The organism is Allomuricauda ruestringensis DSM 13258 (assembly GCF_000224085.1).
Taxonomy (GTDB): domain Bacteria; phylum Bacteroidota; class Bacteroidia; order Flavobacteriales; family Flavobacteriaceae; genus Flagellimonas; species Flagellimonas ruestringensis.
Window position 1 is genome coordinate 464,247 of the sequence record NC_015945.1, and the last position, 23,929, is coordinate 488,175.

At 40.7% G+C, this 23,929-nt stretch carries 21 protein-coding genes; 8 read left to right on the forward strand and 13 right to left on the reverse strand.

Annotated elements, in window-relative coordinates:
* Positions 1–31: 31 nt before the first annotated feature.
* From MURRU_RS02275 to MURRU_RS02320, 10 genes are all read right to left on the reverse strand, one after another.
* Positions 32–1,807 carry an Ig-like domain-containing protein gene (locus MURRU_RS02275; RefSeq protein ID WP_014031800.1) on the reverse strand — a complete coding sequence of 592 codons (1,776 nt, stop codon included), beginning with the start codon at positions 1,805–1,807 and terminating at the stop codon, positions 32–34.
* An 11-nt stretch (positions 1,808–1,818) separates the two neighbouring features.
* Positions 1,819–3,135, reverse strand: coding sequence for a DUF4249 domain-containing protein (locus MURRU_RS02280; protein ID WP_014031801.1), 1,317 nt, complete (start codon positions 3,133–3,135; stop codon positions 1,819–1,821).
* Entirely contained in the window at positions 3,132–4,439 is a 1,308-nt protein-coding gene (locus MURRU_RS02285) for a DUF4249 domain-containing protein (protein ID WP_014031802.1), read from the reverse strand. The genes MURRU_RS02280 and MURRU_RS02285 overlap by 4 nt, the downstream gene beginning before the upstream one ends.
* Complete coding sequence (locus MURRU_RS02290) at positions 4,439–7,216, reverse strand: TonB-dependent receptor (RefSeq protein WP_041801737.1); 2,778 nt, start codon at positions 7,214–7,216, stop codon at positions 4,439–4,441. Before MURRU_RS02290 ends, MURRU_RS02285 begins: the two co-directional genes overlap by 1 nt.
* A 322-nt stretch (positions 7,217–7,538) precedes the next feature.
* On the reverse strand, positions 7,539–8,141 hold the full coding sequence (locus MURRU_RS02295; RefSeq protein ID WP_014031804.1) for a hypothetical protein: 603 nt from the start codon (positions 8,139–8,141) through the stop codon (positions 7,539–7,541).
* 164 nt (positions 8,142–8,305) lie between these two features.
* The gene (locus MURRU_RS02300; protein WP_014031805.1) at positions 8,306–8,581 is read right to left on the reverse strand and encodes an ATP-dependent Clp protease adaptor ClpS; all 276 of its coding nucleotides are present in this window, start codon (positions 8,579–8,581) and stop codon (positions 8,306–8,308) included.
* Positions 8,582–8,604: 23 nt separating this feature from the next.
* Complete coding sequence (prmA, locus tag MURRU_RS02305; protein ID WP_014031806.1) at positions 8,605–9,438, reverse strand: 50S ribosomal protein L11 methyltransferase; 834 nt, start codon at positions 9,436–9,438, stop codon at positions 8,605–8,607.
* A 3-nt stretch (positions 9,439–9,441) separates the two neighbouring features.
* Positions 9,442–10,191, reverse strand: a complete 750-nt coding sequence (gene tpiA, locus MURRU_RS02310; RefSeq protein ID WP_014031807.1) for a triose-phosphate isomerase — start codon at positions 10,189–10,191, stop codon at positions 9,442–9,444.
* Between the two features lie 185 nt (positions 10,192–10,376).
* On the reverse strand, positions 10,377–11,516 hold the full coding sequence (locus MURRU_RS02315) for a BT_3928 family protein (RefSeq protein WP_014031808.1): 1,140 nt from the start codon (positions 11,514–11,516) through the stop codon (positions 10,377–10,379).
* 169 nt (positions 11,517–11,685) lie between these two features.
* Complete coding sequence (locus MURRU_RS02320) at positions 11,686–12,231, reverse strand: DUF1599 domain-containing protein (protein WP_014031809.1); 546 nt, start codon at positions 12,229–12,231, stop codon at positions 11,686–11,688.
* A gap of 95 nt (positions 12,232–12,326) precedes the next feature.
* Here MURRU_RS02320 and folP point away from each other — a divergent pair, with 95 nt between their 5' ends.
* From folP to MURRU_RS02345, 5 genes are all read left to right on the forward strand, one after another.
* Positions 12,327–13,160, forward strand: a complete 834-nt coding sequence (gene folP, locus MURRU_RS02325; protein WP_014031810.1) for a dihydropteroate synthase — start codon at positions 12,327–12,329, stop codon at positions 13,158–13,160.
* Between the two features lie 44 nt (positions 13,161–13,204).
* Complete coding sequence (cdaA, locus tag MURRU_RS02330) at positions 13,205–13,993, forward strand: diadenylate cyclase CdaA (protein WP_014031811.1); 789 nt, start codon at positions 13,205–13,207, stop codon at positions 13,991–13,993.
* Between the two features lie 404 nt (positions 13,994–14,397).
* Positions 14,398–16,218 (forward strand): hypothetical protein, encoded by a 1,821-nt coding sequence (locus MURRU_RS02335; protein ID WP_148261466.1) that lies wholly within the window; start codon positions 14,398–14,400, stop codon positions 16,216–16,218.
* A gap of 7 nt (positions 16,219–16,225) precedes the next feature.
* A complete protein-coding gene (locus MURRU_RS02340; RefSeq protein WP_014031813.1) occupies positions 16,226–16,657 on the forward strand; it encodes a hypothetical protein in 432 nt (143 codons plus the stop codon).
* Between the two features lie 21 nt (positions 16,658–16,678).
* Positions 16,679–17,080: a hypothetical protein gene (locus tag MURRU_RS02345; protein WP_245545053.1), complete on the forward strand. Its 402-nt coding sequence runs from the start codon at positions 16,679–16,681 to the stop codon at positions 17,078–17,080.
* A gap of 21 nt (positions 17,081–17,101) precedes the next feature.
* Here the strand turns inward: MURRU_RS02345 and MURRU_RS02350 are convergent, their stop codons facing one another.
* A complete protein-coding gene (locus MURRU_RS02350) occupies positions 17,102–18,874 on the reverse strand; it encodes an ABC transporter ATP-binding protein (RefSeq protein ID WP_014031815.1) in 1,773 nt (590 codons plus the stop codon).
* Positions 18,858–19,613 carry a tRNA pseudouridine(38-40) synthase TruA gene (gene truA, locus MURRU_RS02355; RefSeq protein ID WP_041801239.1) on the reverse strand — a complete coding sequence of 252 codons (756 nt, stop codon included), beginning with the start codon at positions 19,611–19,613 and terminating at the stop codon, positions 18,858–18,860. The genes MURRU_RS02350 and truA overlap by 17 nt, the downstream gene beginning before the upstream one ends.
* An 88-nt stretch (positions 19,614–19,701) precedes the next feature.
* Between truA and MURRU_RS02360 the strand changes: the two genes are divergently transcribed.
* Complete coding sequence (locus tag MURRU_RS02360; protein WP_014031817.1) at positions 19,702–20,196, forward strand: metallophosphoesterase family protein; 495 nt, start codon at positions 19,702–19,704, stop codon at positions 20,194–20,196.
* 66 nt (positions 20,197–20,262) lie between these two features.
* On the opposite strand, the gene MURRU_RS02365 is transcribed toward MURRU_RS02360, so the two are convergent.
* Positions 20,263–20,673 (reverse strand): DUF4293 domain-containing protein, encoded by a 411-nt coding sequence (locus MURRU_RS02365; RefSeq protein ID WP_014031818.1) that lies wholly within the window; start codon positions 20,671–20,673, stop codon positions 20,263–20,265.
* 191 nt (positions 20,674–20,864) lie between these two features.
* Here MURRU_RS02365 and rho point away from each other — a divergent pair, with 191 nt between their 5' ends.
* The gene (gene rho / locus MURRU_RS02370; RefSeq protein ID WP_014031819.1) at positions 20,865–22,484 is read left to right on the forward strand and encodes a transcription termination factor Rho; all 1,620 of its coding nucleotides are present in this window, start codon (positions 20,865–20,867) and stop codon (positions 22,482–22,484) included.
* Between the two features lie 130 nt (positions 22,485–22,614).
* Positions 22,615–23,256, forward strand: coding sequence for a hypothetical protein (locus MURRU_RS17275; protein WP_014031820.1), 642 nt, complete (start codon positions 22,615–22,617; stop codon positions 23,254–23,256).
* Positions 23,257–23,929 lie beyond the last annotated feature (673 nt).

A 23,929-nucleotide genomic window follows, 5' to 3' on the forward strand; every position in this document is an offset into this window, starting at 1 on the left:
TGGTTTTAAAATCAACACTTTAAAGATACGACTATTGACTCGCTTCTTTTACAACAATGGTTTTATAGACGGTTATTGGTTTGCCATAAGTAGTAAATCCGTCCAAAACCACTTCAAACTCCCCTGTAAGGTCAGAGGTATAGAACTCAAACTGTAAATCGGACTCTCCTACCTCAACATGGGGCTCCCACAACAACACTCTTCTGTAATCGGGGATTTTCTCATTGCCCATTTCCTCCGTAGCGTAACGCTGCTTATAATAATTCTTTTTGAGTGCAGGTTTTTCAATAGGAACATTAATACCATGGACTGGAGTATAGTTTTCAAAAAAATCACCGTCTATGGTTTTTACCACCATCATGCCTTGGTAATCCCTGCCTGCCATTCTAAACTGATCTCGAACCAAACTAATGGATTGTATTTGTCCAGCATCAAAGTCCTTAACTTTTTCATGGTCTGGTACGTACACTCCATCAAACAGCACAATGGCAGGGAAATCGTTGGCCTTTTCGTTATAGGTTTCAAAGTCTTGGGCTATGCGAATGTAATCGCTTCCATCGGGGCTGTTTCTGTACCCAGCATAGTTGAGCACCTCCACCAGCGTCTCCTGAAAGGTGCGAAAGCGTGTAAACTCGTCTAATTTTATGGTCTCGGGCATACCGCCATCAAAAGGATCTATGGGGGTTCCCAGAAGAATGGAATCCGGTTTTACGGAGTAAAATTGATTCTCCAATTGATTGTGTATGCTACGTTGTTCGATAGCTTCGGAATATTTGGGTTTTATATGGAATTGATTAAATGTCAGTTGGGAAGCATCAAGGTTAGGAACCGTACCAAGAGAGACCTCAACATCTTCTTGAGCGTTTTCTGCAACTTGCACAATGGCCCTGCCCAGTTTGTAATTTTTTCTCAAATAGGTATAAAAGTTGCCGTGGCTATCCGTTATGGCAAATTTTAGCAGAAACTCCTCTCCGGGAACGGACACCACCATTTTGGCATCGGAAACTGGGCTTCCCTGTCCATCGGTCACTTTTCCATACAATAGCTCTCCCCGCTGTTCCGGCAGAAAAAGACTGTCGCCCACCGTTTTGTCCAATTCTCCATTTACATTAAAATATTTGTTGGCGTAGGAAATGGCATTTATAGAGGGAAACACCAACATTTCAGTTTTCTTTTGAACCTTTAGGGTGTAATTTCCGTGACCTAGCTGGGCCTTGTAGTTTTTAAGATTTACAACAACCTTTTCCCGAGTTCCGTAAATTTCTCGTTCCAATTTTATTTGCACCACTGATGAGTCCATAGGTTGACTCATTTTTTTGTCAATTATTGCCTTCTCTTCTGAATCATCAGACAATAATTGTGATTGATCTATTTGATAAGGGTTAATAATGACCAAATCATCCTTAAAAACTTGCTCCATACCGTTGTTTTTCATCCATTGGGTATAGCCGAGCAATTTGTAATTTCCTGAAGGCACATGGGTATTGACAAAGAAATCGCCTTGTGACTTACCTTTTTGAAGTCTAACCTTTTGTTCCAGCACATATTCCCCTTGTGGGTTCACCAAGGCAACGTAACCCACAAAACTTATATTGCTGGCGCGATTGTTCTGCGCATTGAAGCAATAAAAGGCATAGTGTAGGTACTCTCCCGTGAACACGATGGGACCGGTATGGTGCAAATACACCTTTTCTTGCGGTAGGCTTTTTAGGTTTTCCAATTCCTCTTCACTACTTATTACGTATTGAGCTTGAACGGGCAAGGACAACGTTGCGAGAACCATAAGTATTACCCATTGTTTTTTCATAAGCTAAGTTTTTAATCTATCCAAAAATCTGGTTTTACATTACTTCCCAAAAGAGTACAGTCTCCACAAATTCTTTGAACAAAAATGTAAGGCCCAGGACAAGATGCATAGGGTACCAAATTCTCATCGTAGCCCGAAAAATAACTAATGGTCCCTATGTTTACTCTTTCTATTATGGATTGTGGACAGGGATTGGAAACGGGTTCTTGAATACAATATGACGGATGGGATTCAGGAACGGATTGCAAGAAACAATCAAAAGGAAAGGCAGGTAGTTCTTCGTCGGGGAAAAAATCCTCAAAATTAAAGAACAGTCGCCTGTCCGACACCCCCACGGCCTCCACATACCCCAAAACATTTTCACTTGTTCCATCCTTTCTATGCACGTTTGCATAAAGCGCTCCAGGCTGTATCTGGGAAAATATATTATCCGATTGCGAAAAGCTTTTCAAAGTCTCAAAAAAAGAATACGCATCGGCAGATTGTACTTGTTGTTGCACCAGAATACTGTATCGTTCCGAAATAATAAAATTGTCCTTACCAATAAAACGTACCATGTGCTTGGAAACTTTGCTTTCGGGATTTCCCGCAGTACTCAATTGTTCAATAATAGTGGAAGAAACAGTATTATAACATACCCTATTCTCCACTTCTTTGGGTACAACCTCTAAATTGTATGTAGGTACAGGCAAAGCACAGGGGTCATAATCTGTTAACACAAAATCACTGCCCGCCCAAAAAGGAGAGACTATTTTATAAGTTTCTTCAAAAGTATATTTATAAAATTCCGTGTTTCCTTGCTGAGGGTCACTATCTACATAAATGGCCATTCCTTCCGCTCCGCTGTCGCTTATAGCTCTTTCAGCATACACATTGGTCAATTGCGAGGTTCCCTCTACAGTTAAAGGGTCAGAGGTATATCCCGTGCCATCACTGGTTGTAATATCCAAGGTATAACCAACGCCCATTTCCAACGCAAATTGTTGATTGGAGAGGTAGATACCATCATCACCTTCGGTAAAACCGTATTCGGTACCATTGTTGCCCAATACACGGACCGTGGCCCCGCCTTCCATATCCACCGAATCAATGGGGCGACTGCCCAAGGGAATGTAGGGATTGTAAACGGTATCGGTCTCGAGGTCCAAACGTAGGCTACTTCGGCTCAGATACACCTTTTGGATGATCATTTCATTTGTTAGGACAGCCTCTACCACTAAAGCAGCGGTTTGTTCCTCCTCGCCAAGCGTATCAAGTTCGAGTTCGTCCAAGCATGCGCCAAGACAGAACAATAACAATACTGGCCATATGTGTCTTGACAGTTTCATTCTTCCCAAAAATCTGGTTCTACATTACTTCCCAACAAGGTACAGTCTCCACATACTCGGGGTACAAAAACGTAAGGGCCAGGACATGATGCATTGGGCACCAAATTTTCGTCATAGGTACCAAAATAAGTGACCGTACCATTGTCCAATCTGCTCAACAAATCCTCTGGGCAGGAAGGGGGAGGTGGTTCATTATAAATTCTTGCCGTCATAGGATTACAGTTAAAGGGGAACTCTGGCAGTTCTTCTTCCGAAAAGAAATCATCAAAATTGAAGAACAGTCGTTGGTCTGACACACCCACTGCCTCCACATAACCCAAAACATTTTCACTTGTCCCATCCTTTCTATGCACATTAGCATAGATGGCACCAGGTTGTATCTGGGAAAATATATTATCCGATTGCGAAAAACTTTTCAAGGTCTCATAAAATGAATAGGCATCGGCCGACTGGACCTGTTGCTGCACCAGAATACTGTAGCGTTCCGAGATAATAAAATTATCTTTTCCAATAAACCGAACCATGTGTTTGGAAATTGACCTATCAAGACTACCTGCCGTACTGATTTGCTCTATGGTCGTGGATGGAACGGTATTGTAGCAGATCTGATTCTGCACTCCCCGTTCTACTATCTCCAGATTATATTCAGGGGGAAAGACGGAATTGTCATAACCAGTGAGCTCAAAATCCACGGGAAGCCAATTTGGCGCCACTATCTTATAAGTTTCCTCATAGGTATAGCGGTAAAACTGCGTATTTCCTTGCTGGGGTTGACTATCCACATAAATGGCCACTCCTTCCTCTCCGCTGTCGCTAACGGCTCTTTCAGCGTACACATTGGCAAGTTGCGACTTTCCTTGTACACTCAAAGGATCCGACACATATTCCTGGCCATTGCCGGTCTCGATTTCCAAAGTATAGCCCACTCCCATTTCCAAGGCAAAAGGTTGATTGGAAAGGTAGATGCCATCATCACCTTCGGTAAAACCGTATTCGGCACCATTGTCGCCCAATACACGGACCGTGGCACCGCCTTCCATATCCACGGAATCAATGGGTCGGCTACCCAAGGGAATGTATGGATTGTAAACAGTATCGGTTTCCAGGTCCAAACGAGGACTGCTCCTGCTCAAATATATCTTTTGAGTGATCATCTCATCGGTCAGTACCGCTTCCACAACCAAAGCAGTGGTTTGATCCTCTTCACCTAGTGTTTCAATATCGAGCTCGTCCAAGCATGCCCCAAGAGATGCCAGAAAGATGATTCCCAAAATAATTCGATATGAACCTTTTTGAAATTTCATCAAAACTTGAAATTATAGGTTATGGAAGGTATGGGCATTCCAAAAATGGAGCTTTGCAATGCTTTTACTTCACCATCATCCGTTACAAAAAAAACGGAGTACGGGTTGTTCCTGCCCAAAACGTTATACACTTGAATTGTGATAAAACTATGGGCCAATTTGTTCTTTTTATGATTCCCCTCAATATTGATTCCCAAATCCAAGCGATAAAAATCAGGTATCCGATATTTGTTACGATCACTAAAAGTGACATAATCGGCATTATTGAACCTAAAGGTTCCCGTAGGATATGTAATAGGTCTTCCCGTTTGATATACAAAGTTCATGGATACGCTGTAACGTCTCGTAAACTTGTAATTGGCAATTACACTTAAGTCGTGGGGCTTATCAAAATTGGATGGAAAAAACTCCCCATTGTTGATGCGTTCCTCACTAGTTTCACCATCAAACCTATATTTGGAGCGGGAATAGGTATAACCGAGCCATCCATTTAAACTTCCCCTTTTCTTTTTTAACAGAAACTCCACCCCATAGGCCTTGCCTTCACCCTGCAATACTTCCGTTTCTACATTTTCATTGAGCAAAAGGTCGGCCCCGGTCTTAAAATCGAGCACATCGTCCATACGTTTGTAATAGCCTTCCAAGCTCAACTCATACATGTTCTCATTGAAGTTTTTGAAAAATCCGAAGGTTGCCTGATATCCTTTTTGAGGTTTGATGTTCAAATCCGAAAGTTTCCAAGTATCAATTGGGGACACCGTTGTATTATTGGAAAGTGTATGTATAAATTGATACGAATTATTAAAGCTAGCTTTTACCGAAAAATCCGGGGTAAACAAGTATCTAGCAGAAACCCTTGCCTCCGGTCCGCCATACGTTTTTATAAATTCACCGCTATCATAGCTTATAGTGTCCTGTACAGTAGATTCGCTTCGTGGTGCTCCCTCTCCCTCTTGGTAGGTATTTTGTGTGGCCTCGCCCATGGCTGCATAAAAAGCGTATCGGGCTCCCACATTAAGCAACAGTTTATCGGATATTTTAAACTCGTCCCCAATAAACAAAGCTCCTTCCAATGCCCGTTCTCGATCTATAGTAATAGGCTCTACATTGGAATCATTGCCTTTAGGTTCAATGTTTCCGGGTTCCACCGAGTAATATTTACCCGATATGCCATAATCAAGTGTATGGGCTTCGTTCAAACGGGTGTTCAACCGATACCTGAGCTCTGATTCGTTAATGGTATAGTCCAGTTCAAAATTACTGTTGCCCTCATCATCATAATCAATTCCAAAATTATAGTTGCTGTTACTTGCCGTAAGCACTCCAGTGCTTTTCTCGCTCAGTTTATGTGCCCAGCGTACGGAGCCTAACCGATTACTATAATTGTAAAGCGAATCGGAAGTGATACTAAAGTTGTCCTTGCTGTAATAGGCTGTTCCACGGATTTCGCTGTTTTCACTAAATTTATGATGATATTTTATGATGCCATCAAAAAATGACGCCTCGCTATTGCTCAAGTCCTCATCATCCAAAGCTTTCAATATCCAATCGGCGTAGGCACCTCTACCTCCAATAACCAAGGAAGAAACCTCCTTTTTTAATGGAATTTCCAAAGCCAGATTTCCCGTAACCGGCCCTATGGAGCCCTCCCCAGAAATTTTTTCCGTATCCCCGTTTTTTGTTTCAATATCGAGCACCGAAGAAAGTCGCCCGCCAAATTCCACGGGCGGTGCCCCTTTGTAAATGTTCACTTTTTCCGTTGTGAACGGGTTCAATGCCTGAAAAATCCCAAAGAAGTGGGTTGGGTTGTAAATGACCGCATCGTCCAACAACACCAAGTTTTGGTCGGTTTTCCCGCCCCTTACATTGAGTCCCGAAGCCCCTTCACCGGCAGAGGAAATCCCGGGCAAGGCCTTGGCCACTTCCAATATATTCCGTTCCCCGAGCACCAAAGGGATATCCTTGGATTCCTCGGAGCTTATCTCTTCGCTACCGGAAACTGCTTCTTCAACATTGCTCACCGCATCTGCTTCGACCACAACTTCCTGCAACTGTTCCAAGCTTTCCTGTAATTGAAGGTTCATGGTTCCGTCGTTGTACATGATAACTTCGCGTTCAGAATCCCTTATTCCCATGGCACTGGTAGAAATAAGGTTATAACCAGCTGGCAACACCAACTCGTACTCCCCTTGCTCGTTTGTAACGGTTACACCACTCCTACCTTTCACTCTAATGGCCAAATCAGGTATAGGAGCACCTGTTTCGGCGTTGATTGCCCGCCCAGACAATCGGTAGGTTGGTCTTAAATGTTGTTCATTGGCTCTTCCTATTCGAACAACTGGAAGTTTTTCAGTGGTCTGGGATACTTCATCATTATAAAATGTGGGAGGAGGAACGTTTCTTTTACTTTGCACAACCGTTGTACTTCCCAAAGTGTCCTTTGTTTGATAAAAACTAGGGGGAAGTTCATCGTAGATAATCGTGTTCTGTAACAAAAACACCCTTTTTTCTTCCTCAAGAAGGTAAAAATTCAATTGAGTCTCGGATAGGACGACTTCCAAAATATTGGAAATAGTAGCCTCTTGAAAGTTTTGTTCCACCTTTAAATCTTCAATCCAGTCATCTAGGTAGAAAAATGAATAACCGGATTTGTCTTCCAATTCCTTAAAAAATTCAGAAGAAGTTTTAGATTCACCCGAAATTGTTATGGGCACATTTTGTGAGAAAGCAAATTGCACCACTAAAAGGATGGCGAATAAACTTCCTTTCTTTATCAAAAAAGAACGAGGTTCAGTAAAATAAGTCAATGGTTTGTTGAATTAGCTTGCCACAATTTAACAAAAAATTAATAAGGTGATGGCATTATCTCACTAAAAACCCATTAACTCTTAAAAAAATAGAAGTCTTCTAAATTCAGTAACTTGAAATTAACAGTTCATCAAAATTTTTGAGCCTAATTTAAATACCGAATAAAACAATTTTGCAAAAAATTCTATAGATCAAGGCTTTACGCAAAACTTACCCCTGTTTTTATCAAACAATCTCAATTCATGAATGGAAAAAGTATCACCTACGTTTGAACGCTGTCTCTTTTTCAACTTATTCCTGCAATGAATCCAACACACGTTGCGCGTTTTCCAATTCCCGTTGCATTTTCTCGTTCTCCAAAATGTACTGTTCTTGTAGCTGATTCATTTTTCGCTCAAACTCATCGGCAGGGACATATTCCGGCTCCAAGAAAGTTTCTTTAAAAATACTGACCAATGTAAACAAAAAGCTGATCGTCACCGCCACTATAAGTCCTACGAGCATCACTTTTTCCCGTTTCAAATCAGGAGTATTCTTCTTCAATAGTTCTCTTTCCTCCTTGGTCAATTTTGGCGTACCCGATAACTGCCCAAGAAACGTATCCCATTTCTCTTCTTCCTTAACATACAGGTTCATGAATCCACCTTCATCCAAAAAATCTTCGGTATTGGGCGTAGAGGCCAACATAAAAATATCCATTCCATTGCCACTCATTATATCCAGTAAATTAGGGTCGTAAGTTTGAATTTCCTGCACCAATTTTTGAGCATATTCCAGACTATAGTTAGGTCTTAAAAATTCATCATAAAGGGTTTGGACTTGGAAGTAATCGTTTCGCTCCAAAGCATATTCCAAAAAACGGTCTTTTAATTCAGCCTTAAAAAATTCACTCATTTTTCAGAATGGGTGGTTAGTGGGTTGGTTTTTGGTTGTTTAGGCTAAATGTAAAGAATTGGGACGGTAAGATATTCTAATTTAAGGTAAACAATACATGGACTTTAGTTTTGAAATATTGTTATATCGGTTTGAGATGGAGAACTTTTGCTGGAATTGGCAAGTTAAACAATTTCGGCACTTAGGCCCGCCTGCAACAGCTTGCTACATTTAGGCTTTAGGGCAGCATACTCTCCCGTTTTCACGGTACACTTCCCTTTGTAATGCACAATCAAGGAGCATTGTTCGGCCTGTTCGGGCGTATGCTCACAAACATTGATCAGTGTTTCAATAACGTAATCAAAGGTATTTACATCATCATTAAAAAGAACTATCTCGTGCTCATTTGTGGTCTCTTCATCCAGAAGGACATCTTCCAACTCTTTTTCTTTGGTTCCCATAATCTCTTGGAGTTTACGTCTTTCTAATTTACATATTTTGCTGCAACCCAGTTATTCTTCTCCAGATTTTTTTCAAATTCCAAACCGTAGGCGCCACATTTTGAAGAAATTGCATCCAAATCCTCCAAATAGAAGCCACTTAAAAATAAGAAACCTCCCTTTTTTAAGCAAGTTGTGTATATAGGAATATCTTCCAATAAAATATTCCGGTTGATGTTGGCCAGAATGACGTCATATTTTTTACCATCCAGCAAACTACTGTCTCCCTGAAAAACTTTTATATCTGCACAGTCATTCCGCTCTACATTTTCCTGGGTATTCAAAAAGCACCACTCATCAATATCAATGGCCTCCACATCGCCAGCTCCTTTCTTCTTGGCCAAAATGGCAAGGACACCTGTTCCGCATCCCATATCCAAGACCGATTTTCCTGAAAAATCCGTATCCAAAATATGTTGCAACATCATGTGTGTGGTTTCGTGGTGACCGGTTCCGAAGCTCATTTTCGGTTCTATGACGATACCATAATCAACCGCAACAGCCTCGTGAAAAGGTGCACGAACCAAACATTTTTCCCCCACTTTAATGGGATGGAAGTTTTTTTCCCATTCTGCGTTCCAATTCTGCTGTTCAATTTCCTTACTGGTCCAGCTTATCTCAAAATTTGGATTTTGGAATACAAATAAATCCTCCAATACATCATCACGCCATTCGGATTTTAGGATGTAGGCCAAAAGTCCTGTTTCGTTTTCCACAAAACTTTCGAACCCCAATTCCCCCAACTCCGCAATCAAAATATCTGTTGCGGGTTGGAGCGGGTCAATCTTAAAATCGTATTCGAGGTAGACCAAGGACATTACTTAAATCGCCTTGATGATATCCGTGAAATCGGTAGCCACCAAAGAAGCACCACCAATTAAACCACCATCCACATCCGGCTTTGAAAATATCTCGGCTGCATTGGCAGGCTTTACACTTCCTCCGTACAAAATGGAAACATCTTCGGCAATGGAAGCATTGAATCCTTCGGCAATTGTTTTTCTGATGAACGCATGCATTTCCTGAGCCTGCTCTGGACTTGCAGTTTCACCTGTGCCAATGGCCCAAACGGGCTCATAAGCAAGTACTATTTTGCTCCAAGCACTGGCATCCAAATCAAAAAGTGCATTTTTCAATTGGCTTTCCACAACAGCAAAGTGCTTATCGGATTTTCTGTCTTCCAACTCTTCTCCAAAACAGAAAATAATTTTTAAGCCTTTCTCAATGGCTGTTTTTACTTTTTTGGCCAACAAAGCATCATCTTCACCAAAGTAAGCACGTCTTTCGGAGTGACCAAGAATAACAACATCCACACCTAAACTAAGTAGCATATCTGCGGAAATTTCACCCGTATATGCGCCACTTTCGGCAAAATGCATGTTCTGCGCAGCCACTTGTATTTTGGAGTCTTGTAGTGCTTGCTTTGCCGCTTGAAGGTTCACAAAAGTGGGTGCTACAATTACGTCGGCATCGGTATCTGGTAGTTTGGCGGAAAGCTCGGCCAATAATTCCTCAGTTTCCTGAAGGTTTTTGTTCATCTTCCAGTTTCCTGCCACAATCTTTGTTCTCATGTTATTTGTTATTATGTTATACTGTTTGGTGTTTGGTGTTTGGTGTTTGGTGTTTGGTGTTTGGTGTTTGGTGTTTGGTGTTTGGTGTTTGGTGTTTGGTGTTTGGTGTTTGGTGTAAAATATTATTCTTTTACTCTATTGTTGAATTTTTGTCCTTTTGTTTTGGTGTTTCAATTTCTTTATGATTAGAAAGTAAGTTCATCAAAATCGTTGTAATGTACTTTTTGTTGAATGGTTCCCTTGCTGAGCATCAAAATAGCTGGATTGGAACGTACAATGGTCTTCAAGGTGGTCTCATCGGTAAAATAAAACTCAAAATCCAAATCGTAAGTATCGGTCAGCTTATTGGCCATATCGCTGCTCGAAGCTGACATCCCAATAACTTTGTATCCTTTTTGTTTTGCTCTATCGACTGTTTTCTTGAGCTCGGGATAAATTTCTTTTTGTGCTGCCTCAATTTCTTCATTGGTCGCACCTGTAGTCAAGCCTCCTGTTTTTCTTAAATCATAGGCTATCACCATCACCAGTTTATCTTCTTCCAACAGTTCCGATGCATAGTCCTGACCTTCTTGCTCAATGGTAAAATCATGGATGGGCGGCTCGTACCCTGCTTGAACTTCGGTGGTTTCCACATCAACGAATTCACCATCCACCGTTGGGTAATCCCCTTCAGTAACATAAATTCGCTCTTCTCCGTTTACCTTAAAACGCCAAGCGTACTCGTAAATAGGTTGCGGTGCATTATCGGGAACGGACATTCCTTCTTGGATGTTTGCCCCAATTTTATAAGGCCTAAAATCTACTGAAGGTAAATGGGCCAAAACATGGTTAGCAAACAAAATACAGGCCAAAAGTGCCACTCCGCCAACAATCCAATTGGTTTTGGGGTTGAACAAGGGTTTGATATATTTTCTACCAAAGAACAATATCAGAATAAACACCAAAAGAATCACATCCTTGGTGAACGATTCCCATGGTGTTAGTTTGATGGCATCCCCAAAACATCCACAATCGGTTACTTTATTAAAATAGGCCGAGTAAAAGGTGAGAAAGGTGAAGAAAACGATCATGAGCAAAAGACTCCACACCGTAAATTTTGGTTTAAACCCGATTAGGAGCAAAACTCCAAGAATCACCTCAACAATCACTACAAAAATGGAGATTCCCAATGCCAAGGGGGTTAAAAAAGGTAAGTCCAACACACCTGGGCTAAAGTATTCTTCCAACTTAAAGGAAAAACCCATGGGGTCGTTCAACTTTATCAGCCCGCTGATAATGAACAGCACACCTACTATAATTCTTGATATCCAAACTAAATATTTCATGTTTTTCAAAAAAATTTATACGGAACAAAATCTCAACACCGAAAATCCAAACTGCTTTTGTCTGACACGAATTTCACAAATTTGCACTTATGTGATATACTGGCCTACAACATTATTTTTCAATTCTATTTATTTTTTCTTCCAAAACCGAGCGTCACCAGAAAATTTATCATTTAGAATTTTCGCTCAAGTGTATGAGCGCAAAAACTGCATAATTGACTATATCCTGATAGTTGGCATCCACCCCTTCGCTTACCAAAGTTGTGCCTTGATTGTCCTCAATCTGTTTTACCCGCAACAATTTTTGCAAAATCAAATCAGTAAGTGAACTCACCCGCATATCGCGCCAAGCTTCACCATAATCGTGATTTTTGTCTTCCATCAATTTTTTGGTGATGGTGACTTCCTCATCATAAAGCGCAATGGCTTCGTCGGCGGTTAGGTCTGGCTGCTCCACTACCCCTTTTTTAATTTGGATCAACGCCATAATGGAATAATTGATGATTCCGATAAACTCGGAACGCTCATCCTCATCCACTTTTCTCACCTCGTTCTGTTGAAGGCTTCGAATGCGCTGGGCCTTTATAAAAATCTGGTCCGTTAATGATGGTAACCGTAGGATTCGCCAAGCTGTGCCGTAATCCTTGGCTTTTTTCAAAAACAATTCCCGGCAGGTTTGTATCACCTCATCGTATTGTTGGGAAGTATGCTGCATGTATTGTTGCTAATTTGCGTAAATTTCGTCCAACTTGTTTGTGCCAAAAAGCACTTTGCCAAAGATAATGAAACCCAACAAAGCAGATATTTTTTATGACCATAAACTGCAAAGGTGAACTTGTAGACCTAAAAAGGCCCAAAGTAATGGGCATCCTCAACCTTACTCCAGATTCTTTTTTTGATGGTGGAAAGTACAAGGATGAGGGTTCCATACTCAAGCAAGTGGAATTTATGCTCGACCATGGTGCCTCTTTTATTGATATGGGCGCCTATAGTTCCCGACCTGGTGCCGAACATGTTCCAGAGGATGAGGAATTGCGCAGAATGATTCCTGTTATCGAACTTATCCTGAAAAGGTTTCCGGACACCTTAATTTCTGTAGATACATTCAGAAGTAAAGTGGCTGCAGAAAGTATTGAGCATGGTGCTGCCATTATTAACGACATTGCCGCGGGAAATTTGGATGATGAAATGTTTGGAACCATTGCTAAATACCAAGTTCCGTATATTATGATGCACATGAAAGGCACCCCACAATCCATGCAAAAAGAAGCTGCCTACAATAACTTAATAAATGACCTCAGGCTTTATTTTTCAGAAAAAGTCCAGAAGGCCACCTCCCAAAAAATAAATGATATTATTATAGACCCAGGTTTTGGCTTTGCCAAAACAACGGAACAAAATTATACGCTTTTAAACCATTTGGATATGTTCCAAACCTTTGGTTTGCCTATTTTGATCGGGCTGAGCAGAAAATCAATGATCTACAAAGTTTTGAAATCATCTCCACAAGAGGCATTGAACGGTACTACGACCCTACACACCATCGCCCTTTTAAGGGGTGCAAATATTATTCGGGCCCACGATGTAAAAGAAGCTACAGAATGTGTTAAACTTGTGGAAGCCTTAAAAGAGAACGCGCTCTGATTTGAGGTTCTCCTATTTTTGCTAATTTTACAAAAACACTGCGGTTGGATTTTTTAAATTTTATCGAGTTCAAGATTACGGATATCATCGACATAGTCCTCGTGGCCGCACTCCTGTATTACATTTATAAATTGGTCAAGGGTACAGTGGCCATCAATATTTTTATTGGAATCGTGATTGTTTGGGCGCTATGGAAACTGACCGAATTGCTGCAAATGAAGATGATCAGCAGCATGGTCGGCGGCTTTATGAACATTGGTTTAATTGCCCTGATCATTGTATTTCAGCAAGAGATTCGAAAGTTTTTGCTGATGATCGGCTCTACCAACTTTGCCTCCAAACGCAATATTTTTAAATATTTTAAATTCCTAAAGCAAGAGGCCATTTCCACCAGCACCGACGTGGATGCCATAATTGGTGCCTGTGAACGCATGGGCAGCTCCAAAACGGGAGCACTGATTGTAATTGAACGCAATAATTCCATGGATTTTGTTAAATCTACGGGAGATTCCATGAACATAAAGGTGACCCAACCCATATTGGAAAGCATTTTCTTTAAAAACAGTCCGTTGCACGATGGAGCTATTGTGATTCAAGATAACTTTATTACCGCCACTAGGGTGATTTTACCTGTTTCCAACGACCGAAACATTCCCCTCCGTTTTGGATTGCGACATAGGGCAGCAGTTGGAATCACGGAAAAAACCGATGCGCTGTGCTTGGTAGTGAGCGAAGAAACAGGTTCCATATCCTACATTAAAAATGGAGAGTTTGTTCCGTTTAAAGGAAGAGAGGAATTGATACATCGTATTAAAAAGGATCTTGAACAATAAATCCAGATCAAGCCACCTCCTCGGCCAAGAACTGTGCAGTATACAAATCATTGTAGTAGTCTCCATTTTTTAGGAGCTCTGCATCCTTTCCTTACAATACCCAGTAACGCAAATCCTTCGGCTCCTGTCGTAACAGGGTCTATATCGGAAAGATAAAAACTTATATTTTGTAGCATCTTTTTCCTTCCCTTACTTCAAAATTGTTATCTGTCAACTGAAAAGGGGCTTTTATCAATTCATATAGGGTGTTCATCAATTCAAAGAAAATTGAACGATTTGTTTGTGTTAATATTGAGTTAACCCATAAAATCTTACCTGACATGAACAATCCATATTACAGATTTGCATACACAATTCTTTCATTATCTCTTTTTATGCTACAAAGTTGTCAAAAGGAGGATTATATGGCGGAAATTGATACGCAAAACCAAATTACCCAGACCGGGGAAAATTTTCATACTGGTCAATTACTTAAGAACCCCTACGAAATCCATACTTTTAGAAGGGCCTATCAGAAAGTGCTGGACAGTATGGAGTATGGGAGTTATGATACAGGGAAAGGATACAACAACCTTAAAAAAAAGAAAAAGGATACTAGTGATATACAGCCCAATTATCTGTATATTAAGTTCGGTCCCGAATCGGACGCACAGGAAAACAGATTAAGGAAACATCGCAAAATAATTTGCCTTGATTACCCTTTTGAATATGAGAATGGAGAGCTTTATCATAAAGAGAACCCGCTAGGGGAAGGAGAAAGATTGTCCTATTACACAAGCATCCCCATAGATGCCAAATATCCTAAAAACATACCCCATACCATACTCCAAGAAATGTATCTTCCAGAAAAAGATGAAACCTTAAATGACACCAAAACATCTGGCAAAAAGACCTTACGCGGTCTTGTTGATGATGAAGTGGATTTTATGAACCATGCTATAGAGCAAGCGTATGTCGATACCGATAATGAAGATTTGTTGCCAGAACCTCCTTTGGACAAAAACGGTTGTGAAACCTGCTTTTTGGGAATAAATTTAAGGGCTAAATGGCGACCCAGCGGCAATGTGAAAATTTTTGACGACAATATGGGGACATCCACGTATACGGTGAAAGAGTGCCAAACCTCCTATATCTACGATTATTCATCGTGCGACAATAACTTGAAAAGTAGTGTGGAGACAGGAAAGTTAATAATGCCGGAACAAAACCTTTGTCCCCAAAAAATTGAAACAAAAACTTGTAAGAATGTGACCAAAACCCGGAATGGAAGTTATGTGCCCATTAATGGTGCCAATATATTGATACGGGATACATGGACCTTGGATCGCGCTATAGCCGATGCTCAAGGAAATTTTAAACATAAAGAGGTTAGGGCAAAAGTGAGATATGTGATCAAATGGGATCGCTTTGAGTTTAGTATTCGGGACCATTCAGGTTTAACACAGGCAGAAGACAAAGGCCCAAAATTGTACAAACAACCTTGGAACCTTAAGATAAACGGAGGGAGAATGAAGTACAGGGGGCAAATATTCCAAGCGGCCATGCATTTTTACTATCATAACATAGGTGGGTTGACCAGGCCGCCGACAAACGGGTTTTGGAAAACCCAAATTAAAATCGCAGCTGTAGAGACCAGTCAAGGCCCCTCATCTACGAAAATGCAGGTGGGCCACGGTACCTTTGGCATAGTGCCCCACATAAAAATTAAAAAATATGGTGATGCTTCAGAACTTATATATGGCACTACCATTCACGAATTGGCCCATGCTGCCCATTGGCGTATTGATCCCATTTCTTGGGATGATTTAGTGGAACAAGGGTATATTTATAATGGTGGAAGCAACAATCCTGGCCCAGCAGGAGCTAGTGCACGCCGACTCATGGAAAGTTGGGCAACAGCAGTGGAAATTTATCTTACCAATATGCGGTACAGAAGATTGGGACCGAATAGTTATAAATACCAAGGCAAAAACTTACAAGACCAGAAAATTGAAGGTGGATACAAGTCTAAGTTTTATACCACAACATTTTTTGATATGTATGATCATTTTAATCAAAGGGATGAACATGGCATTAATGTTCCTATTGATAGGGTTTCCGGAGTGACATGGCCAAATATGGAAAAATCCTTAATAGGAACAACTAGATGGGAGGAATGTAGGGAAAAAAATGTCGCAATCTCTGGACAGTCCTATAAAATTCGAGAATTGTTTAATAATTGGTAAATTTCTAATGATGAATCTTAAAAAAATATTGTTATATCTAATTGTCCCATTTCTTATAATTTCTTGCTGGCCAAAGGATTTTGAAGAAACAGGTGTAATTGTGATAAACAACGGACTGGTCAATGATGTTCAAATGCGCTTTTTTAGAAATAGTATTCCCAGTGGGCCGGAAATAGTTTCTAAAACTGGAAAAGGGGAAATTTTTAGAGGGGAAGACACGTCCACTGTTGTAGTCATTAACCAAATTCTTCAGGCCGATTCCATTGTATTGATTTTTGACAATGAGCGTGCTGAAACACATTTTTTGCATACTGTGGTGCCTGTTGGTCACAGTTTATTTAATAATGATTCCTACAAACATGACGGTAACACAAGTACCTATACTATAGATGCCAAAAATTACAACAATGCGATTCCCTGCGATGGGCCTTGTAATTAACTTGTAAGAACGATATTGACCTTGATTACCGTACTGTTGGCAATGTCTTGCTGGCCCAGGGAAATGGAGGAAACTGGCATTATAATTATTAACAACGGATTGGATAATCAAGTACAAATGCGCTTTTTCACCAATGGTCTGCCGAGTGGACAAAAGATGGTTTCTAAAACAGGAAAAGGAGAGATTTTTAGGGGTGAGGATACTGCTAGGGTAGTCCTGACTCACCAAATACTCCAAGCCGACTCCATTGTCATGGTTTTTGACAATAAACGTCTTGAAACTCATTTCCTTTATACAGTGGAGCCAAAAGGCCACAGTTTGTTTAAAAGCGATTCATATACACATGATGGTAACACAAGTACCTATACTATAGACGCCAAAAATTATAACAATGCCATTCCTTGTGATGGGCCTTGCTATTGATGATTTATAAAAATAAGACAATCAAGCCACCTCCTCGGCCAAAAATTGTGCAGTGTACAAATCGTTGTAGTAACCACCTTTTTTAAGAAGTTCTTTATGGGTGCCGATTTCAACGATCTTACCGGCATCCATCACAATGATCTTGTCGGCTTTTTTGATGGTCGCCAAACGGTGTGCAATGATAATTGAGGTCCTCCCTTCGGTAATCTTATCGGTCGCCTGCTGTATCAGTTGCTCAGAGTACGTATCCACGGAGGATGTAGCCTCGTCCAGAATCAAAATACTTGGATTGCTTACATAGGCGCGTAAAAAGGCAATCAACTGGCGTTGACCACTGGAAAGCATGGTTCCCCGCTCTTTTACATTGTATTGGTAACCTCCTGGCAAACTCGAAATAAATTCGTGCACGCCAATTTGTTTGGCAGCTGCTTCAATCTGTTCGGTGGTAATGGATTCGTCACGAAGCGAAATGTTGTGTGCAATGGTATCTGCAAATAGGAAAACATCCTGCAACACAATAGCAATGTGGGAACGGAGTGATCTTAAGGTGTAGTCGTCCAAGCACACATCATCCACCAAAATTTTTCCGGAACTGATTTCATAGAATCGATTGAGCAGATTGATGATGGTAGATTTACCTGCTCCCGTTGCACCAACTATGGCCACTGTTTCCCCAGCTTTCACTTTGAATGAGATTCCGTGCAGTACTTCTTCATCGGGCACATAACCAAAACGGACATCTTTAAATTCAATATCGCCTTTTACGTCTTCTTTCTCAACGGTGCCATTATCATCAATATGGCTGTCGGTATCCAAAATTTTGAACACACGGTTAGCAGCTACCATCCCCATTTGTAGGGTGTTGAACTTATCCGCAATCTGACGAAGCGGACGGAACAACAGGTCCATCAAGAAAAAGAAGGCCACGATGGCCCCTTTGTTGTCCATCCCCACATTTTCTATATTCTGAATCACACCGAAATACACCACCAATCCAATACCAATGGAGTTGGAAATTTCCGCTATTGGGAAAAATATGGAGTTGTACCAAACCGTCTTCAACCATGCATTCTGATGCTTTTCGTTGATGACTCGGAACTTTTCTTTTTCAATTTCCTCACGGTTGAAGAGTTGCACAATCTTCATTCCCGCTATGCGCTCCTGCACAAAGGAATTGAGATTGGATACTTGGGCACGTACTTCAACAAAAGCTACCTTCATGGCTTGTTGAAAGAGACGGGTAGCAATCAAAATAATGGGCATAATGGCAAAAACAATCAATGCCAACTTCCAATTGATGACCACCATAATAATTGCTGCCGATAACATTTTAAGGGCATCGGCCACGATCATAAAAAATCCTTGACTGAAAATCTCCCCGATGCGCTGCATATCCGCCACCGCTCTCGTGACCAAAACTCCAATAGAGGAGTTGTCGAAATAGGTCATTTTAAAACTGGTCATCTTTTCAAAAAGGTTGATTCGAATATCGCGTATTACAGACTCTCCGAGTAAGTTCGCGTAATAGTTGAACAACAATTGCGTGGTTACCTGGCCCAACAAAAAGGCCAACATGTACAAGACGTTCTGAAGCAGCTGACCCGAGTCCTTATTTTCCAAAGATTCATTGATAATTGTTTTAACCAATAACGGAATCCCAATAGCGAAAGCTGCGGACAGGATGGCCACAATGGCCACCAACCAAAAAATGCCCCTGTAGGGTCTGGTTCGTGAAAAAACCCGTTTGAACAATCTAAAATCAAACGCTTTTCCTACATCATCCTTTTTGCTCATCAAAAATTTCTTTTGGATATAAAACCTTGGTCAAATATAATCCTTTTGCCGGGACGGAGACGCCTGCCTCTCCCCTATCTTTACTTGCAATAATTTGATGGATATCCTCGGCGGGCATTTTCCCCATGCCCACATCCAGTAAAGTTCCCACTACGGCGCGCACCATATTTCGTAAAAATCGGTCTGCGGTGATGGCGAACACCCACTTGTCATCATCAATTTTCCAGTGAGCTTCGCGAACATCACAATTGTACGTCTTCACATCGGTATTGGATTTAGAAAAACATTCAAAGTCGGTGTGTTCCAATAGAATCTTGGCGGCTTCGTTCATAGCACCCATATCCAAAGGATGTTTCACAAAATGGGCATGATCAAAAAGAAAAGGGTCTTTTTCCTGCACCAACCAATATTCGTATGTACGTTCCACGGCATCAAAACGGGCGTGGGCTTCATCAACAACTTGATGGACTCCCTGCACCGCTATATCATCTGGCAAAAAAGCATTCAACCGATATATTAAATCATCTGTATCGGAGATGGGCTCAAAATCAAAGTGACCAAACATCTGCCTTGCATGTACCCCGGCATCGGTTCTACCGGCTCCTACCACTTCTACCTTTTCACGTAAAAGTGTGGACAGGGCTTTTTCCAAAACTTCCTGCACGGTTATGGCGTTAGGTTGATTCTGCCATCCGTGGTATGCTTTTCCGAAATAAGAAAATTGGATAAAATATCTCAATGGGATCACTTACTTTTAGGTCGATAAAGATAATTCAATCCTTTCCAACACAAATTCAACCTTTAGGTTTTAGCATATTTTTAGCGAAATGACGAAAATTTTATTGCTTTCCGATACTCACGGACACATGGACAAAACCATTTTAAAATATGCGGCACAGGCCGATGAAATTTGGCACGCTGGTGATATCGGAAGTCTTACTGTAACCGACCAATTGGGAGCTTTAAAGCCTCTTCGGGGCGTTTATGGCAATATTGATGACTATGTGATTCAAAAAGAATTTCCAGAAAACAACCGGTTTATGTGCGAGGGAGTTGATGTTTGGATCACCCACATTGGGGGTTATCCCAATCGATACGATGTTCGGGTACGGGAAGAAATTAGAAATAATCCACCCAAACTTTTTATTTGTGGCCACTCCCATATTTTAAAAGTGATGAACGATAAAAAACTGGGGGTTTTGCACATGAATCCGGGTGCGTGCGGCAAATATGGATTCCACCAAGTGCGTACGATGTTGCGGTTTGTAATCGATGGAAATAAAATATCGGACTTGGAAGTGGTGGAACTTGGCAAACGATAGCCGCAAACATAAAAACCCCGGCCAAAGCCAGGGTTTTTTCGCACTAATACTACTAAGATGTTAGGTTCAACGTAAGCGATCAACAGATTTTACAAGATCTTCATCCTTTTTGATAGCCCTGTTGGCCAGGACCAGAAAAACGATAGAAAATACAGGAATCAGCATCCCAATACCCTTCTCAGAAACTACAGTCCCTCCGGATAAGCTTAGCGATCGATAAACGAAAAATCCTAGTAAAAAAAGGTTCAATATTATATTCAATCTGTTTACCACAAATTGATTTTGTCTTTTCTTGTACATTAAAATCGACACCACGGCCAATACCGTTACTACATAAAAAACAAGGCTTATCATTACTTCATCTTGGGCAAATACCTCTTTGCCCCCTACTTCGACCCATAGATTCAGAAAAAACGGAAGTACGCCCGAAATAAGGCCTACTATCAGTAAATAAAACGTTTGTATCCGTTGAATCATTGTGTAAATCAATTTCAAAAAGCAAAAATAGGCGTCTTTTTGAGAAATAAGGCGTTATTCTTGAAAAATTATTTGTAATATTGTCATGTTATTAGCAAGCACCTACCTCGGAATTCTTTTCTCCAGTAGCATCCAAAAATAACTTTACTTCATATTTAGAATCACACAAGTTTAACTTATTTCATTACTTAATGTTCGAGATTTCAGATCTAAAAGCTAAAAAGCTTCCTGAGTTGCAAGAAATTGCAAAGGGTCTTAATGTTCCCAAATTCAAATCATTGAAAAAATTGGACCTGGTTTACCAAATATTGGACGTTCAGGCTTCCAACCCAAAAGCTGTTGCAGAAACGGTTACATCAACCACAGACGAAAAGCCTGCCCCAGCACCAAAAAAACCAAGGGCTCCACGCCCCAAAGCCACGGAAGCAAAAAGTACAGAGGGTGACGCTCCTAAAAAAGCGCCTCAAAAAAGAGAGCCCAGAAGCAAAAAGGACGACTCCAAACCACAAGGAAAACCTCAAAAAAAGGACAACAAGCCGCAGGACAACAAGTCACAAGACAATAAGTCCCACAGCAGCTCCCAAAAGAATCAAAACACTAGGAGGAGCAACCAACATAACAAGCCCCACCACGACAAAAAGAACAGCAATTTTGACAAGGACTTGAGAAACAGGTACAAAGAACCTGAATATGAGTTCGATAGCATTATTGAGAGTGAAGGTGTGTTGGATATTATGCAGGATGGCTACGGATTCCTAAGGTCTTCCGATTACAACTATCTTTCTTCTCCCGACGATATTTACGTTTCCCAATCGCAAATACGATTGTTCGGACTTAAGTCCGGGGATACGATCTTGGGCAATATTCGCCCCCCAAAAGAAGGTGAAAAATATTTCCCGTTGATCAAAGTGAACAAAATAAATGGATTGGACCCACAAGTGGTTCGAGACAGGGTAGCTTTTGAACACCTTACCCCGTTGTTCCCTAAGGAAAAGTTCAAGTTAGCGGAAAAACAAAGTACCATTTCCACACGTATCATGGATTTGTTCTCCCCTATTGGGAAAGGACAAAGAGGAATGATTGTTTCCCAGCCCAAAACGGGTAAGACCATGTTGCTGAAGGATATTGCCAACGCCATTGCAGCTAACCACCCCGAAGTGTATCAAATCATCTTATTGATCGATGAACGCCCCGAAGAGGTTACCGACATGCAGCGTAACGTGCGTGGCGAAGTAGTTGCTTCTACTTTTGACAAAGAAGCCACCGAGCACGTAAGAGTTGCCAATATTGTATTGGAAAAAGCAAAACGATTAGTAGAATGTGGTCATGACGTAGTGATCCTTTTGGATTCCATTACACGTTTGGCCCGTGCCTATAATACCGTACAACCAGCATCTGGTAAAGTATTGAGTGGTGGTGTGGACGCGAATGCACTACATAAACCAAAACGTTTCTTTGGTGCGGCCCGTAACATTGAAAATGGTGGATCATTGTCCATTATTGCAACGGCCTTGACCGAAACCGGTTCCAAAATGGACGAGGTTATCTTTGAGGAATTCAAGGGTACAGGTAACATGGAGCTTCAATTGGACAGAAGAATCTCCAACAGAAGGATTTTCCCTGCCATCGACCTTATTTCTTCCTCTACACGAAGAGACGATCTGTTGTTGGACGAAAACACCATTCAACGTATGTGGATCATGCGCAAATATCTTGCAGATATGAACCCTATTGAAGCTATGGAGTTTATGGAACAACGCATAAAGCAAACCAAGAACAACGAGGAGTTTTTACTCACCATGAACGAGTAAAACCACAACACTCTATATCATAAGATTACAGGCCCTTCAATTTTTTTGAAGGGCTTTTTGTTTAGTCAATTTATAGAAAAGGCATATCTTTAGTCCGGTTTCCTCAAAACTCAACTTTAAACACTTAACTATGAAAAACAACCAAAAGGCCGTAATTGCATTTTTTGGGGCCACATTACTTTTACTTGGAGCTTGCCAGCAAGGACCCAAGAAAGATGAACCAACCGAACCAGAGCAAGTTTTACCACCCGAAGGCATTATTTCTTTAGAAGAATCCAAATCCCTTTACGATAATTACACCAAACACAGACTTGGCATGATTCAGGAATACGAAATGGAGCGATATCCTGATAGAAATCATATCCCCGCTCGCTTTACATCTTTTAGCTATGCAGACATAAAAGACTATATGGCCTACATAGAGCAAGAGGCCAAAGAAGCGGGTGTTAAGGTTGAATCACTTCGATTGTATTTTGCCAATTATCCGGATAAAGAAAGATTTCCCGACGGAAAAAAAGTTGTACATCCAAGGCAGAATTCTATTTTTTTAGTCCCCACCACAATTATTGATGGTAAAGAACTCGGATTCTATATTGGTGCAGACGGAAAGGCAAAACCAATAAAAGGTGTTGTGGGCAACTCGGAAACAGGTGAAAAAGATGGACCAAACACATCCCAAGCGGGTTTTGCCCCATCACTCTTTCAGGATGACATTAAGAGTTTGAACCTCAACCACGGAGGCTCAGGACCACCCCCTTATACCGACTTCTAAAAAAATATGTTTGAAGAGCTCTTTAAATATCTGACTGAACATTTTTATGTACCTCTATATCTGATAACTTGGGTAATATCAATATTTCGGTATCGCAGATATTTCGACACACCGCTGAAATATCTCCCAATGATAATCATTTATACTTTTTTCACAGAGCTCTTGGGCGTACTCATCAAATACAACAACAATTTTCAGTTTTTTTCTGATGGCAGATATGCTTGGCATAATGTTATAATTTATAATGTTTACCAGATTGTGTTTTTTATTTTCTTCTTCGAGGTGTATCGAAAAGTGGCCCGGAATAAATCAATCAAAAAACAGATTCGTTATTTAAGTATTATTTGTATGCTATCCTATATTGCCAATGCAATAATCTACAATCCGCTGCACAATCAAATGACCTATGCCCATATTATAGGATCATTTATGATGATATATATATTGGTATTATATTTTAGGGAAAAACACCTAGAGGAAATACCTCATCCCCTAAAACATAACTTATTGTTTTGGATAAGTTCTGGCCTGATGATTTTTTACTCAATTTTTCCAATAATATCAATTATCTATCTGCTTGACCTTAACATTGGAATTCAAATTTATTTTAGGCCATTGTTGCTTACAGCAATAATTTTGATGTACAGCCTTTTTATCCTAGGGTTACTTATAG